This window comes from Nonomuraea fastidiosa (genome assembly GCF_042751225.1).
Taxonomy (GTDB): domain Bacteria; phylum Actinomycetota; class Actinomycetes; order Streptosporangiales; family Streptosporangiaceae; genus Nonomuraea; species Nonomuraea fastidiosa.
Genome location: NZ_CP170570.1, coordinates 3,901,284 through 3,915,629 on the forward strand (window position 1 = coordinate 3,901,284; position 14,346 = coordinate 3,915,629).

Annotated in this window: 13 protein-coding genes; 8 read left to right on the plus strand and 5 right to left on the minus strand. The window is 71.8% G+C overall.

Going from position 1 to position 14,346, the window contains the following annotated elements; translation table 11 throughout:
• Window positions 1-78: 78 nt before the first annotated feature.
• Entirely contained in the window at window positions 79-327 is a 249-nt protein-coding gene (locus ACFMQL_RS18130; protein ID WP_364068490.1) for an acyl carrier protein, read from the minus strand.
• Window positions 328-548: 221 nt separating this feature from the next.
• Between ACFMQL_RS18130 and ACFMQL_RS18135 the strand changes: the two genes are divergently transcribed.
• From ACFMQL_RS18135 to ACFMQL_RS18145, 3 genes are read left to right on the plus strand one after another with little or no spacing between them, the layout of a single operon-like run.
• Entirely contained in the window at window positions 549-1,559 is a 1,011-nt protein-coding gene (locus tag ACFMQL_RS18135; RefSeq protein WP_378786163.1) for a hypothetical protein, read from the plus strand.
• On the plus strand, window positions 1,556-3,253 hold the full coding sequence (locus ACFMQL_RS18140; RefSeq protein ID WP_364068486.1) for a hypothetical protein: 1,698 nt from the start codon (window positions 1,556-1,558) through the stop codon (window positions 3,251-3,253). Before ACFMQL_RS18135 ends, ACFMQL_RS18140 begins: the two co-directional genes overlap by 4 nt.
• Before the next feature lie 20 nt (window positions 3,254-3,273).
• On the plus strand, window positions 3,274-5,160 hold the full coding sequence (locus tag ACFMQL_RS18145; RefSeq protein WP_378786164.1) for a glycosyltransferase family 2 protein: 1,887 nt from the start codon (window positions 3,274-3,276) through the stop codon (window positions 5,158-5,160).
• 9 nt (window positions 5,161-5,169) lie between these two features.
• Here the strand turns inward: ACFMQL_RS18145 and ACFMQL_RS18150 are convergent, their stop codons facing one another.
• Window positions 5,170-6,294, minus strand: a complete 1,125-nt coding sequence (locus tag ACFMQL_RS18150; RefSeq protein ID WP_378786166.1) for a DegT/DnrJ/EryC1/StrS family aminotransferase — start codon at window positions 6,292-6,294, stop codon at window positions 5,170-5,172.
• Complete coding sequence (gene pseB, locus ACFMQL_RS18155) at window positions 6,294-7,271, minus strand: UDP-N-acetylglucosamine 4,6-dehydratase (inverting) (protein WP_364068479.1); 978 nt, start codon at window positions 7,269-7,271, stop codon at window positions 6,294-6,296. The genes ACFMQL_RS18150 and pseB overlap by 1 nt, the downstream gene beginning before the upstream one ends.
• 113 nt (window positions 7,272-7,384) lie before the next feature.
• Between pseB and ACFMQL_RS18160 the strand changes: the two genes are divergently transcribed.
• Both ACFMQL_RS18160 and ACFMQL_RS18165 read left to right on the plus strand, forming a co-directional pair.
• On the plus strand, window positions 7,385-8,104 hold the full coding sequence (locus tag ACFMQL_RS18160; RefSeq protein ID WP_378786168.1) for a cytidylyltransferase domain-containing protein: 720 nt from the start codon (window positions 7,385-7,387) through the stop codon (window positions 8,102-8,104).
• Entirely contained in the window at window positions 8,101-9,171 is a 1,071-nt protein-coding gene (locus tag ACFMQL_RS18165) for a PseG/SpsG family protein (protein WP_378786170.1), read from the plus strand. The genes ACFMQL_RS18160 and ACFMQL_RS18165 overlap by 4 nt, the downstream gene beginning before the upstream one ends.
• A gap of 6 nt (window positions 9,172-9,177) precedes the next feature.
• Here the strand turns inward: ACFMQL_RS18165 and pseI are convergent, their stop codons facing one another.
• Window positions 9,178-10,221, minus strand: a complete 1,044-nt coding sequence (pseI, locus tag ACFMQL_RS18170; RefSeq protein ID WP_364068473.1) for a pseudaminic acid synthase — start codon at window positions 10,219-10,221, stop codon at window positions 9,178-9,180.
• A complete protein-coding gene (locus ACFMQL_RS18175) occupies window positions 10,218-10,709 on the minus strand; it encodes a GNAT family N-acetyltransferase (RefSeq protein ID WP_364068471.1) in 492 nt (163 codons plus the stop codon). Before ACFMQL_RS18175 ends, pseI begins: the two co-directional genes overlap by 4 nt.
• Before the next feature lie 156 nt (window positions 10,710-10,865).
• On the opposite strand from ACFMQL_RS18175, the gene ACFMQL_RS18180 reads away from it, so the two are divergent.
• From ACFMQL_RS18180 to ACFMQL_RS18190, 3 genes are read left to right on the plus strand one after another with little or no spacing between them, the layout of a single operon-like run.
• Complete coding sequence (locus ACFMQL_RS18180; protein WP_364068469.1) at window positions 10,866-12,332, plus strand: glycosyltransferase family 2 protein; 1,467 nt, start codon at window positions 10,866-10,868, stop codon at window positions 12,330-12,332.
• A 48-nt stretch (window positions 12,333-12,380) separates the two neighbouring features.
• Window positions 12,381-13,283 (plus strand): CDP-alcohol phosphatidyltransferase family protein, encoded by a 903-nt coding sequence (locus ACFMQL_RS18185; protein ID WP_378786173.1) that lies wholly within the window; start codon window positions 12,381-12,383, stop codon window positions 13,281-13,283.
• Window positions 13,284-13,304: 21 nt separating this feature from the next.
• Window positions 13,305-14,342 (plus strand): sulfotransferase, encoded by a 1,038-nt coding sequence (locus ACFMQL_RS18190; protein ID WP_364068465.1) that lies wholly within the window; start codon window positions 13,305-13,307, stop codon window positions 14,340-14,342.
• The last annotated feature ends 4 nt before the right edge of the window (window positions 14,343-14,346 follow it).

The following is a 14,346-nucleotide window of genomic DNA, read 5'->3' on the forward strand; positions in this document are numbered from 1 at the left end:
CGTGGGTGGAGGAGCGTGCGCGGGTCGGGGCCCCGGACGGCACCGGGGGTGAGGAGGGCGGCTGGAGCGACCTCGCGCTCAGACGGCGGCGGCGCCGATGCCATGCTTCTCCAGCAGCTCGGCCGCCTTGGCGAACGAGCTCATGTCGATCATCTCATCGGTGTCGATCATGATGGAGAACTCGTCCTCCATCGCCGCGATGAGCGCCATGTGCGCGAGGGAGTCCCACTCCGGGATGGCGCGGTATTCGAGGTCGTCGACGCCGGCGTCGGGCGGAAGATTGAGCGCCATGCGGAACACGGCCCGCAGGCGGTCGAGATGACTCATGATCACTCACTCTCTGTCTTCGAGCCATGACGAAGTGTAGCCGTATCGGGAACGCCTTGAAAAACCAAGCCCCCGACCTGAGTAATGGAAGCGTATAACGATGCGTGACCCGTGATGGGTGCTGGGAATGTCGGGAAGGACACGCCAGCCGTACGGGGGGAATGATGGACGAATCTAATCACTGGTACGGGCACTCCCGCATTCTCGGCAGATACTGTGGCATGCCGGATGAGGCGCCAAAGCGCATTCAAGGTTTCCTCCAGCATGGATGGAACTATCTGCATGGATTTCCGCCGAACGACCACTGGTGCAGCCCGGGATATCCGCGTTTCATCTGGTCGGACGTGCTGCGCCGCAGGGGATGGTCGATGGGCCGGCGGGGGCACTATCTCATCGGCGCGCCGTGGATCTACCTTCTTTACCTGGAGCCCGACCTCGGCGTACGGCAGGATCGCGAGGGTACGATCTGGTATCCCTTTCATGGCTGGGAGAAGTATTCCGTCAGCGGAGACCATGCCAGGCTCGCCGATGAAATCCGAGATGTCGAGATTGGCCCGGTAACGGTCTGCCTTTATTGGTTGGAATTCGCAAATCCGGACATTCGGCGGGCGTACGAATCGAGGGGGTTCCGGGTCATCTGTCACGGTGAGCGCGGCTCCCGCTGGGACGCGAGAGGCCGCGACTTCCTGCGCAAGCAGCTCGTCGAGCTGCGGCGCCACCGCAGGGTGGCCTCCAACCGGCTCGGCAGCGCGCTGTTCTACGGCGCGTCCGTCGGCTGCGAGGTCGCCGTCTACGGAGACCCGATGCAGTACGAGGACGAGCGGCCCGAGTACGGCGGCACCGCCCGCCGCATGCGGCTCTGGCCCGAGTTGCACGGCACGCAGGTCGATACCGAGCTGGCGGCCGAGGTGGCGCGGCGCGAGCTGGGATTCGAGTATCAGGCGACACCGGAGGAGCTACGGCGAATGTTCGGATGGAAGCGGGCCCGCAACGCACCGTCGGCGGCGGTGACGAGACGCCGCCCCCGGCCCACCGCCGCGGCCACCCATCCCGGAGCGGGCGCGGCGGTCCGTGCCGACCTCCCGAAGGCGGCCGCACGTTCCGGGGCCGCCGCACGTTCCGAGGAGGGCGCACGTTCCGGGGCGGGCGCGGCGGTCCGTGCCGACCTGCCGAAGGCGGCGGCCGGACTCAAGGGGGCTGAAGCGGGCGAGCGGGGTGGAGTGCGGAGATGAGCGTGAACGAGGCGCCCGCGAACGTACGGCTGATCGGCGGCGAGATGCTGCTCTGGTCGGACATGTCAGGCATCGGGGGCGTCACCGAGTGGCGCGGCGCGGCACTGGAGCTGATCAGGCGGCTGGTGCCCCCGGACGGCAGGGTGCTGCTGGTGGGCCCGCACCCGGAGCAGGTGGTGGACGACGTGGTGGCCAGGGCGGGCTCGGCGGCGGCGCTGGTGCGCTCGTTCCCCGACGCCCGCGCCCTGGGGGAGCGGCACCCGGAGCTGGAGGTGTTCTGCGGGCGGCTTGAGGCGCTGGACGTCGCCGAGCCGTACGACCTGGTGCTGGCGCTCGACGGCCTGCTGCGTACGCACTCGGCGGAGGCGCCCGCGTCGGCGTGGAGCGAGTCGCTGGCCGCGCTGGCCGGGCTGACCAGACCGGGCGGCCGGCTGGTCCTCGTGGTGCGCAACGATCTCGGCATCGACCGGTTCATCGAGGCCAGGCCCGCCGACCGCGAGTGCGGTGACGACCAGTGGGCGCCGCACGGCTTCGACCCCAGCTACCCGGGCGGCCCGGCGGCGCTGGACCACGGGCTGGAGTCGGCGGGGCTGAGCCCGCAGCGCTGCTACGCCGCCTACCCCGACCGGGAGGCGCCGCGCTCGCTGCTGTCGCGCGAGGCGCTGGCGGGCGAGCTGCCCGAGGCGCTGACGTTCCCGCTGAGCGCCCGGGAGAGCGACCGCATGCTGGTGGCCGACCCGCTCAGCCTGACCAGGCTCGTCTTCAGGCACGGGCTCGGCGAGGAGCTGGCACCGCTGTGGCTGGCCGTCGCCACGCGCCCGCCGCTCACCGCCGACCAGGCGCATCCGGCGCCGTCGGGGCCGGTGTCCGCGGACAGCGGTGACCGGGTGCAGCCGGCGCCGGCGGAAAGCGGGCACCCGGCGCATCCGGTGGAGCTGCCGCTCGGCCTCATCGAGGAGGGGCGGTCCCTGTACGAGCTGACCGGACACGGCACCAGGCGCCTGCCCGACGGCGAGGAGCGCCCGGTCCCCGCAGGCCGCGTGGTCGAGGAGATCCTGGTCGAGGCGTGCGCCCGCGAGGACGTCAAGACCGTGCGCGAGCTGCTGTCGTCGCTGGCCGAGTGGCTGGAGCGAAGCGGTGAGGTGTCGGCGGCGACCGACAGCCTGGTCTACGACGGCGAGCGCTTCGCCGCGGTCAACCCGTCCGCCGCCCCGGTCACGCCGCGGGAGCCGCGCGTGGTGCTGTGCCGGATCCTGTGGCGGTTCGCGGTCCGGCTGCTCGCGGCCGGGCACCACCATCCGTGGCCGTGGCCGCTGCAGGCCGACCAGCTCGCGCTGACGCTGTGCGGCATGGCCGAGCGGCCCTGCGACCACGGTGACCTCGACCTGGCACGCAAGCTGGACGCCGAGCTGGGCCAGCCGGCCGAGCTGGGCGAGCACGCGCCGACGTACCGGGATCTGCTGGGCGCCCGCGACCGGCTCGCCGACCAGCTCACCGCCGCCCTCGCCAGGATCTCCCGCCTGGAGACCAAGCTGTCCTACCGCGAGCGCGAGCTGGTGCGGGCCAAGGCCAAGCTGCGCAGGACGCAGCGCAAGGCCACCGCCTACCGCAGAACGCTCGGATACCGCCTCTCCCGCCGACTGGCCCGCCCCCGCAAGGTCGCCCGCCGCGTCATGCGGCTGCTGTCCGGCTGACCACACGATGAGGAGCTCCTGTGCCGGTTCTTTCGGTGATCGTCCCGTTCCACAACGTCGAGAAGTACATCGGACCCTGCCTTGACTCCATCACCGCGCAGACGCTGGACGACCTGGAGGTGATCTGCGTGGACGACGGCAGCGGCGACGAGGGGGCCGCCGCCGTCGAGGCCAGAATGGCGCAGGACCCGCGCATCAAGCTGCTCAGCCAGGACAATCACGGGGTGGGCCACGCCCGCAACGTGGGCGTACGCCATGCGACGGGCACCTACCTGGCGTTCGTGGACGGCGACGACACCGTGCCGCGCGACGCGTTCAAGCGCATGGTGTCCTCGCTGGAGACGACGGGCTCCGATCTTGCCTGCGGCAACGTGATGCGGCTCTACCGCAACCTGCTCATCCCGTCGTGGGCGCACCGGCAGGCGTTCGCCAAACCGGCCAAGCGCACCCACATCACCCGGCATCCGCTGCTGGTCCGCGACCGCATGCTGTGGAACAAGGTCTACCGCCGCTCCTTCTGGGACCGCCTCGGCCTGAGCTTCCCCGAGCGCATGTACGAAGACCAGCCGGTCGCCATGGCCGCCCACGTCGGTGCCGAGTCGGTGGACGTGCTGGCCAGGGTCGTCTACCACTGGCGGCAGCGCGACGAGCAGAACGCCTCGATCACCCAGCGCCGCCTTGCGCCGGCCAACCTGCGCGACCGCCTGCTGTCGGTGACGCAGACGGCCGAGCTGCTGGCGCGCTGCGCCCCCGGGCTCAAGACCGACTTCGACCGCGACACGCTGGACATCGACATGACGGTCGCGGTGGAGGCGATGGCCGCCATGGGCGAGGACGCCGAACCCGACCTGGTGGACCTGGCCGCCCGCTATCTCGACGGCGTGTCGCGTGAGGCGTGGCTGAGCATCCCGTTCGAGCACCGCCTGATGGTGCACCTGCTGCACCGGCGCAGGCTCGGCGAGCTGTCGCGGGTCTACGCCGAGGCCAGGCAGGGCCGGCTGCTGCCGAAGGTCGGCTCGTCGGGGTGGCTGCGCAAGCGCTGGTACGGCCGCCACCCCGCCATGCCGGGACACCTGTCGGAGGTCTCGGAGGAGCTGGGCCTGCAGGCCAGGCTGGTCAGCCTCGACTGGCACGACGGCGTGCTGCACGGCGCGGGCCGGGTCGCGGTCGGCAGGTTCGACGTGGGCGACCTGCGGCGGGCGCGGGTGCGTACGTGGCTGCGCGAGCGCGGCACCGGCGACACCGTCGTGCTGTCGGAGAACGACAGCTTCCCCACCTGGGAGGATGTCGAGCAGGAGGACGGCGTCCGCGCGCCCGAGCACGCCTTCCCGTTCAGGTTCGCCTTCGACCCGGAGGTGATGTCGCGGGGGCAGCTCGCCCGGCACGGCCAGTGGGATCTGCACGTGCGGGTGAAAGGCGGCGGGCTGCGCCTTGAGTGCCGGGTGGCCGGGCCGCGCTGGCTGCCGCCGCTGATACCCGCGCCGCGCCGCACGTCGGGGGTGTGGCTGGTGCCGGTACGCAGCGCCAAGGGAGCCTGGGGCATCCGGGTGCGCACCGCACAGGCGGTCATCGGCGACTGCCGGGTGGACGGCGGCGACCTGCTGCTGTCGGGACGGCTCACCGACCTGGGCGACGGCGAGCCCGTGCTGCGCCTGCGGCGCAAGAGCGATGGCGAGGAGATGTACTTCCCGGTGGAGCTGGACGGCCAGAAGTTCAGCGCATGCGTCCCGCTGGCCGGCATCGACGAGTGCGTGGGCCACGAGTCGTGGTGGGAAGTGATGATCGACCAGGGCCGCCCGCTGCGCCCGATCGTACGCTCGCGGCAGCGCACGATCACGACCGTGGACGAGCGCCGCTTCCTCATCGACCGCAGTGAGGACGGCTGCCTGCTGCTGGCCGAGCGCTGACGACCGGGCTCAGCGCAGGATGCCCGCCAGCGTCTCGACGACGCGGTCCTGCTGGGCGTCGGTCATGCCGGGCCACAGCGGCAGCGACAGCTCCTCGGCGTAGTAGGACTCGGCGCCGGGGCACAGGCCGCGGCGGTAGCCGAGGTCTTCGAACACCGGATGCCAGTAGGCCGGTACGTAGTTGACCTGCACGCCGATGCCGGCCGCGCGCATGCGGTCGTAGACCTCGCGCCGCCGCCCGCCGCCGATCCTGACCGGATAGAGGTGCCGGCAGGGGCTGACGTAGGCGCGCTGCGCGGGCAGCGTCAGCCCCGGCACGTCGCGCAGCAGCGTGTCGTAACGGGCGACCAGCCGAGCCCGCCGCTCGCGGAAGCGCGCGAGCCTGCGGAGCTGGCTGATGCCGAGCGCGCACAGCACGTCGGGCAGCCGGTAGTTGAGCCCGAACGCGTGCACCTCCTGGTGCCAGCCGCCCTCGTCGGGGTGACGCTGCTCGGCCGGCTCCCTGACCAGGCCGTGGTTCCTGAAGCGGGCCGCGCGCCGCAGCATGGCGGGGTCGGCCGCCGCCACCGCGCCGCCCTCGGCCGTGGTGACGTTCTTGGTGGGAAAGAACGAGAACGTGGTCAGGTCGGCGAGCGACCCCACCGGCCGGTCCTTGTACGCCGACCCGAGCGAGTGCGCGGCGTCGGCCACCAGCGCCGCCCCGCAACGCCCGGCCACCTCGCGCAGCTCGTCGTAGTCGGCGGGATGGCCGGCGTAGTCGACGGCGGTGATCGCCCGAGTCCTGGAGGTGACGAGCGCGGCGGCGGCGTCGGGGTCGAGGTTGCCGGTGTCGGGCTGCACGTCGGCGAAGACCACCCGCGCGCCGAGCAGCGCCGCCGTCGAGGCCGTCGCGACGAACGTCAGCGGCGAGGTGATGACCTCGTCGCCCGCGCCCACCCCGGCCGCGACGTAGGCGACGTGGAGCGCGGCGGTGCCCGAGGTGACCGACACGCACGGCACGCCGCCCGTCCACCACGCCAGCTCCGCCTCGAACCTGCCGACCGCGGGCCCGGTGGTCAGCCAGTCGCCGCGCAGCACCTCGGCGACGGCCTCGACGTCGGACTCGTCGATCGACTGGCGGCCGTAGGGCAGCATCAGCCGTTCACCATGGCGCGCAGGTCGTCGACCGACAGCCACTGGTCGTTGGTGTCGGAGCGGTAGGAGAAGCCCTCCGGCAGGGTCTCGCCGCCCTCCGGCGGCTTGTAGCCCCAGGTGGCGATGGTCGGCTGGACGACGTAGCGGTCGGCCAGGCGCAGCGCCCTGCGGCTGTCGTCGGGGCCGATCATCTCCTCGTGGAGCTTCTCGCCCGGCCGCACGCCGATCTCGTAGATCGGGCTGCCCGGCGCCAGCGCCTCGGCGAGGTCGGTGATGCGCATGCTGGGGATGCGCGGAACGTACAGCTCGCCGCCCTGCATCAGGTCGAACGAGTCGACCACGAACCTGACGGCCTGCTCCAGCGTGATCCAGAACCTCGTCATGCGCTTGTCGGTGATCGGCAGGCTGCCGCCCTGCTCGGCCAGGCGCTGGAAGAGCGGCACCACCGAGCCCCTGCTGCCGACGACGTTGCCGTAGCGCACGACGGAGAAGCGGGTCTCGTGGGCGGCGGCGTAGTGGTTGGCCGAGACGAACAGCTTGTCGGCGACCAGCTTGGTGGCCCCATAGAGGTTGATGGGGCTGCTCGCCTTGTCGGTGGAGAGCGCCACGACCTTGCGCACGCCGCAGTCGATGGCGGCCTCCACGACGTTCTGCGACCCGGCGATGTTGGTGCGGACGTACTCGAACGGGTTGTACTCGGCGGTGTCGACCTGCTTGAGCGCGGCGGCGTGGACGACGTGGTCGACGCCGTGCATGGCGCGGGTGAGGCGGTCGCGATCGCGTACGTCGCCGATGAACCAGCGAAGGCGCTCGTCGTCGCCGAAGAGCTGCTTGCTCTCGTACTGCTTGAGCTCGTCGCGGGAGAAGACCACCAGGCGGCGGACCCCGAGCGAGTCGAGCGCGTGGCGGATGAAGGCCTTGCCGAAGGACCCCGTGCCTCCGGTGATCAGAATCGACGATCCACTGAGAATGCTCACGTGGCCCCCTGAGTGCGCCGGACGGCGCTGTAGTCGTCGTGGCAAGCCGGTAGCATAGCGCGACCACACGATGACGAAGAGTCACACGGGGGATTGGGGCTTCGGTGCGGATTGTGGGGATCATCCAGGCTCGGATGGGATCGACGCGGCTGCCCGGCAAGGTGCTGCGCGAGCTGGGCGGGCGCTCGGTGCTCGCCTGGGTCGTACGCGCGGCGCGCGAGGCGGGCGCGCTCGACGACCTGCTCGTCGCCACCACCACCGAGCAGGCCGACGACGCGGTGGCCCGCGAGTGCGACCGGCTCGGCGTGGCCTGCCACCGGGGGCCGGTCGACGACGTGCTGACCCGGTTCGTGCAGGCGCTGGACGGGCGCCGGTGCGACGCGGTCATGCGGTTCACCGCCGACTGCCCGCTGCTCGACCCGGCCGTGATCAGGGAGGCCGCGCTGGTCTTCCGCGCCGTTCCCGGGCTCGACTACCTGAGCACGAGCCTGGAGCGCACGCTGCCGCGCGGGCTCGACGTCGAGATCGCCGGGCGCTCCGCGCTGGCCAGGGCCGACCGTGAGGCCACCGGCTTCCACCGCACCCACGTCACCTCCTACCTGTACGAGCATCCCGGCGAGTCCCGGCTGCTCGGCCTCACCTACCGCCCGGCGGCCGGCGACCTGCGGGTGACGCTCGACACCGAGGACGACTGGCGGCTGATCTCCGCCGTCGTCGCCGCGCTCGGCGACCGGTGCGTCCCGGCGAGAACGCTGATCGGGTGGCTGCGCGAGCATCCCGAGGTGTGCGGTCTCAACGCCCACGTCCGGCAGAAGGCACTCCAGGACGCGTGAGCGCCGGGTCTCTGGGCGCGGCCGTGCCGGGCGGTTCGCCCGGCGGGTCTTCGGGCGAGGTGCCGGGCGGGGCGGTGCGCGTCGGGGTGCGCTGTGACGCGGGCGCGCGCAGCGGGGTCGGCCATCTCGTACGTTGCGTGGCGCTCGCGGAGGAGCTGGTCACCCGCGGCGTCGAGGTCGTCTTCCTGGGCGAGGTACGCGACTCGCCGTGGGCGCGGGCCCAGCTCGACGGGCGCGGGCTGCCGCTGGTCCCGGCCCCTGGCGAGCCCGCCGGCCTGGCGGCACTGGCCCGCGAGCTGGCCTTGGACGCGGTGGTACTCGACTCGTACGCGCTGCCGCAGGACACCGGGGCGACGCTGAGGGCGGCGGGCCTGCCGGTGCTGGCCATCATCGACGGCGACCCGCTCGGCCAGGAGGCCGACCTCTACCTCGACCAGAACCTCGGGGCCGAGCGACGGCCCTTCACGCTGCCGGGCCGGCGGCTTGCCGGCGCCCGTTACGTGCTGCTGCGCGACAGCGTGCGGGCGCGTACGCGGCCACCGCGCGAGCCGGGACCGCCGCGCGTGCTCTGCTTCTTCGGCGGCACCGACAGCGCGGGCGTCGCCCCTCGCTGGGCGGACGCGCTCAACGCCACCGGCCTGCCCTTCTCCGGTACGGTCGTCAGCCCGGCGCCGTTCGACGCCGGCTCGATCACCGTCATCCCGCCCACCGACCGGCTGCCCGAGCTGATGGCGGCGGCCGACCTGGTGGTGACGGCGGCGGGCTCGGCCGTCTGGGAGCTGCTGCACCTCGGCGTCCCGACGGCGCTGACCTGGGTGGCCGACAACCAGCTCATCGGCTACGAGGAACTGGTCGGCCTGGGCGCGGCCGCCCCGCTCGGCCCGTCCCCCTGTGGCGAGGCCACCGGCGTGCTGGCGCGGCTGCTCGCCGACCCCGCCGCCCGCGACGAGCTCGGCGGCCGAGGCCGGGGGCTGGTGGACGGCAAAGGCAGGGAGCGCGTCGCCGACGCCCTCCTCGCCCTCCTGCCGAAACGCCGGCTCCTGCGGAAGCCTCGGATCCAGCCGTGAGTGGCGCTAGATCAGATCCCAGCTCAGCGGCGTACCGAGCGGAACATCACGGACGAACCGCCGTCCCACGACCTGGTCGAAAGCGTCGGGATGCAGCCCACCGGCGGGCCGGATCGAGCGCACGTTCTCAGGGGTGACCGGCTCGCCCGCCCGCACATCGCGTACGACATGCAGAGAACGACGGAACCGCAGCCCCTCACGCTCCGACGGCCGCGGCCCGATCACCGGCTCGCCCAGCGCCTGCCAGGCCCGCTCGCTCTCGGCCACCAGCGCGGCCAGCTCGGCCGGCTCCAGCGAGAACGCGGCGTCCACGCCGCCGTCGGCCCGCGACAGCGTCACGTGCTTCTCGATCACGCACGCGCCCAGAGCGACCGCCGCCAGCGCGGCCCCGATGCCCGGCGTGTGATCCGACAGACCCACCACCGCGCCGGTGAGCGCGGACAGCAGCGGCAGCGAGCGCAGGTTGCTCTCGCCGGGCGGCGCGGGATAGGTGGCCGTGCAGGACAGCACGGCGAGCTGCGTGCACCCGGCGCCCCTGGCCGCCGCGACGGCGGCGTCGATCTCGGCGGCGGTGGCCATGCCGGTCGAGATGATGAGCGGCTTGCCGGTGCCGGCCGCGAGCCGGATCAGCGGCAGGTCCACGATCTCCGACGAGGCGATCTTGTACGCCGGCGTCTCCAGCTTCTCCAGCAGCTCGACCGCCGTGGGGTCGAAGGGCGCGGAGAACGCGACGAGCCCGCGCTCGCGGGCCCGCTCGAAGATCGGCCGGTGCCACTCCCACGGCGTGCTGGCGCGTTCGAAGAGCCGGTAGAGCGTCTCGCCGCCCCACAGCTCGTGCTCGTCGCCCACCCGGAACGCGGGCGCGTCGCAGTCGACGGTCAGCGTGTCGGGCGTGTACGTCTGCAGCTTCAGCGCGTGGGCCCCGGCGTCGGCCACCGCGTCCACGATGGCCAGCGCCCGCTCCAGGCTGCCGTTGTGGTTGCCGGACATCTCGGCGACGACGAACGGCGGATGCCCGGGCCCGATCGGCCGCCCCCCGATGGAGATCATGCGTGCTCCTTCCTGAGTTCGATGGTGACGACGTCGCGCGGCACGCCGTCGATCTCGCGCCGGTAGGAGCCCACCTCGGCGAAGCCGAACCGCCGGTGCAGCCGCAGCACCGGCTCGTTGCCGGCCAGCACCTCGCCGCGCAGCGTGGTCAGCCCGAGCGGGCCGAAGGCGTGCTGGATGGCCGCGCGCTCCAGGCCGATCCAGGCGGGCAGCAGCAGCCCCTGCCGCTCCAGGCCGTCGAGGTCGAGGTAGTAGCCCCAGTGGGCGGCGCCGCCCGCGATGCCGGTGTAGGTGACGACCCCGGCGGCGGCCCCCTCGTGGTGGTAGATCAGCACGCGTCTGCTCGTGTCGGCGCGGGTGGCCGCCCACCAGCGGGCGTGCTCGTCCGGCGTGATCTCGTGCGTGGTGAAGCTGGTGGCGCGGACCCGAGGGTGGTTGCGCCAGTGGCGCATGGCCGGCAGGTCGTCCTCGCGGGCTGCTCTCAACACGGCTCCCCCTACCGTTCGTGCTCGATCCTTTGCACAACGTAGCGGATTACGTGCTCGGTAAAGAGCTCATCAGGGACGGCCATCGCAGGCGTAGGCGGGGCGGGCGCCACGGCATGCTGCCCTCGAACGCACACCGAGTGCAAGGAGCAATAAGGCATGATCCCCCTGCTCAGCGTGGTCGTCCCCATTCACGACGTGGAGCCGTACCTGACCGAGTGCCTGAAGTCGTTGGCGGCGCAGACCCTTGAGGACATCGAGGTGATCGTCGTGGACGACGGCTCCACCGACGGCGGCGGGCGCGTCGCCGAGGACTTCGCCGCGCGCGACAGCCGCTTCGTCCTGGTCGTCCAGCACAACATGGGGCCGGGTCCTGCGCGCAACCGGGGCATCGCCAGGGCGCGCGGCACGTACCTGGCCTTCGCCGACGGCGACGACGTGGTGCCGCCCGAGGCGTACGAGCGGCTGGTCGGCACGCTCTCCGAGACCGGCTCCGACCTCGCCACCGGCGCCGTGCGGCGGCTCGTGGACGGCGAGCTCGAAGAGTCGGTCCTGCACGAGAAGGTGTTCAGGAGGCCGCACCTGTGCACGCACATCACCGACAAGCCGGTCCTGATCAGGGACCGCACGGTCTGGAACAAGGTGTACCGGCGCGCCTTCTGGGACCGCTGCGGCCTGCGCTTCCCCGCCGGCATCTACGAGGACGTGCCGGTCGCCATGCAGGCCCACGTGCTCGCGACCGGCGTGGACATGGTCGGCGACGTCGTCTACCACTGGCGCAAACGCGAGGAGGGCGGCACCTCGATCACCCAGCGCCGTTCCGAGCTGCCCAACCTCCAGGAGCGGCTGTCGGCCATCCGCTCGGTGCGCACGTTCCTCGACGACCGCGCGCCCGAGCTGCTCGACGGGTTCGACGCGCTCGTGCTGGAGAAGGACACGGTCTTCCTGTTCCAGGCCCTGGAGCGGTGCGCGGAGGGATCGCAGGACCCGGGGCCGCTGCTGGAGCTGGGCCGGGCCTGGCTGGCCGAGCTGGGGCCGCACGTGCTGGCGAGCGCGCCCTCGCTGCGCCGCCTTGAGCTGCACCTGCTGCGGCGCGGGCTGCTGCGGGAGCTGCGCACCGTGCGGGAGTTCCGTCGCGGACGCGAGGACAGCGCCCGCGTGGTGCCGCGCGGCTGGCGCACGACCGGCTGGTACGGCGACTACCCGTTCTTCCGCGACCGCCGCCTGCGCATCCCCGACGAGGTGTTCGACGCCCGCGACGAGCTCAAGCTGATCGCCAAGGTCGAGGAGTGGACCTGGACGGGCGGCGAGTACCGGCTGCGCGTCCACGTCGGCATCCACCGGGTGGACCGCAAGGTGCCCAAGGTGAACCTCTGGCTCAGCGACGGCCGCCGCAGGGTGCCGCTGGAGGTGCGGCGCAAGGGCCGCTACGGCGTCATCGCGACCGTGGACCCCGCCCGCCTGGCCGGCGCCGCCCGCCCCTGGAAGCTCGGCGTGCGGGCCGAGATGCGCGGCCTGGTCTTCAAGGGCTGGTGCCGCGACGGGGAGTCGGGGGGAACGTGGCGGTGGTCGTCGCTGGGGTCAGTGCCGGGATGGTCAAGAACAGGCATGGACATCCCCCAGTAGTTCCAGAGCGTAATCGCTTCGGCGCGTCGCGTGGTCATGCTGGGATCCATGAGGACCTATTCGCTGGATGACGTCTACGAGACACGCAAGCGGAGAGACTCCTGGTGGACCGTCTATTTCGTGGATCCGGTCGCCTGCCGGGTCGCCCTTCCCGTCGCCAACCACACCCGGCTCACGCCCAACGCCCTCACCGTGCTCTCGCTGGTCCTCGGCACGGTGTCGGCCGCATGTTTCGCGGCGAACCACCTCATAGCGGGCGCGGGCTTCTTCTATCTGAGCTTCATGATCGACTGCGTGGACGGCAAAATCGCCCGGCTGAAGGGCACGGGCACGCCGTTCGGCCTCTGGCTGGACTACGTGGGGGATCGCATCAGGGTCGTCCTGTGCGCCGGGGGGCTGGCGTACGGGCAGTACGCGCTGACAGGCGACGTGCGCTACGTCGTGCTCGGCGCGGCGGTGGCGGTCCTGGACCTGTTCAGATACGTCAACGCACCGCAGATGAAGCGCGTGCGCGAGGCCATCAGAGAGGAACGGCAGGAGGCCGAACCGCACCTCCTGGGCGGCCCGCAGCAGATCAGCGCCGATCCACTAGGGGCCGATCCACTCGGGGTGGACCCGGTCGGCCCGGATCCCTTCCTCACCGAGCACCCGGAGGGCGAGCCGCGGGGGCGTACGCCCCGGTCGCGGACCTTCCACCGGTTCTTCCGCAGGCTCAACAGGTTCCTGGCCCGTCATCGCGTGCGCTCGCACCTCGTGAGCGGCATCGAGTTTCACGCGGCGGTGTTCGTGATCGCGCCCATCGCGGGGGCGTGGGCGCTCATCCCGCTCGCCGCGACGTCGGGGGCGCTGCTGCTCGCCAACGAGGTCTTCCTTGTGTACCGGATGTGGCTCTTCACGCGCAGGCACGGCGTGGGCTCGCCTCAGCAGAGCCGAGAGCACGTTCTCGTCTAAGTTTTCGGGGGTTAGTACGACATGAACGACCGGCCAGTCTTCGTCATCGGATGCCCGCGGTCCGGCACCACGATGCTCCAGCTCATGCTCCACTCGCACCCGCGCATCGCGGTGCCGCCGGAGACGCGCTTCCTCGTTCCCGCTTATTACCGCCGCCGCAAGTGGGGCGACCTGCGGGTCCCCCAGCGGCGCCGCGCGCTGGCGCAGTGGATCGCGACCGACCGCAGCACGAAGTTCCGCGAGCTGAAGATCGACAAGGACGAGTTCGTCCAGCAGGTCGTCGAAGGCCCCGGCTCGCTCGGCTCGGTGTTCGGCACCGCCTTCCGCATGTACGCCGACCGCTTCGACAAGGTCCGCTGGGGTGACAAGCGGCCCAGCTACGTCAAGCAGGTCGACATGCTGCTCAGGCTCTTCCCCGACGCCCAGTTCATCCACCTCATCAGGGACGGCCGCGACTGCGTGGCCTCGCTGAAGGAGATGCCCTGGTACACCCTCGACTCCTTCCACGCCATCTCGACCTGGGCCGAGGCCATCGACGCCGGCGGCAAGCTGCGCCGTACGCTGCCCGACGACACCTACTACGAGCTGCGCTACGAAGACCTCACCGACGACCCGATGACCGAGCTGAAGAAGCTCTGCCACTTCCTCGACGAGGAATTCTCGCCCGCGATGATCTCGCCGCGCGAGGCGGCCAGCGTGGCCGTGCCGCAGCACAAGGTCTGGCACAGCAACACCCACCGCGAGGTCACCCGCAGCCGGGTCGGCAGCTGGGCCAACCGGCTGGAGCCCTGGGAGATCTCGCTGTGCGAGCACATGCTCGGCGACCGCCTGGAGTCGATGGGCTACGAGCTGAGCGGCGCGCCCAAGCCGTCCAAGGAGCACATCACCACGGCCCAGAAGACGATGCAGAAGCGCAAGGCGAGCAGGATGCGCAAGCACATGCGCGACCGGATCAACCGGCTGCGCGAGCCCAGCCCGGTCGCCGCCCTGCTCACCTCGCGGCAGCGGTCGCTGGCCGGCGTGCCGCAGCAGCGCAAGGAGCTCACCGAGCCGGTGTGACCGG

Bases quoted from the DNA above. Each gene is read 5' to 3' on its own strand.
- ACFMQL_RS18190 (WP_364068465.1), top strand. From the start codon at position 13,305: ATGAACGACCGGCCAGTCTTCGTCATCGGATGCCCGCGGTCCGGCACC.
- ACFMQL_RS18135 (WP_378786163.1), top strand. From the start codon at position 549: ATGCCGGATGAGGCGCCAAAGCGCATTCAAGGTTTCCTCCAGCATGGA.
- ACFMQL_RS18150 (WP_378786166.1), bottom strand. From the start codon at position 6,294: ATGCTGCCCTACGGCCGCCAGTCGATCGACGAGTCCGACGTCGAGGCC.
- ACFMQL_RS18180 (WP_364068469.1), top strand. From the start codon at position 10,866: ATGATCCCCCTGCTCAGCGTGGTCGTCCCCATTCACGACGTGGAGCCG.
- ACFMQL_RS18140 (WP_364068486.1), top strand. From the start codon at position 1,556: ATGAGCGTGAACGAGGCGCCCGCGAACGTACGGCTGATCGGCGGCGAG.
- ACFMQL_RS18185 (WP_378786173.1), top strand. From the start codon at position 12,381: ATGAGGACCTATTCGCTGGATGACGTCTACGAGACACGCAAGCGGAGA.
- pseI (WP_364068473.1), bottom strand. From the start codon at position 10,221: ATGATCTCCATCGGGGGGCGGCCGATCGGGCCCGGGCATCCGCCGTTC.
- ACFMQL_RS18130 (WP_364068490.1), bottom strand. From the start codon at position 327: ATGAGTCATCTCGACCGCCTGCGGGCCGTGTTCCGCATGGCGCTCAAT.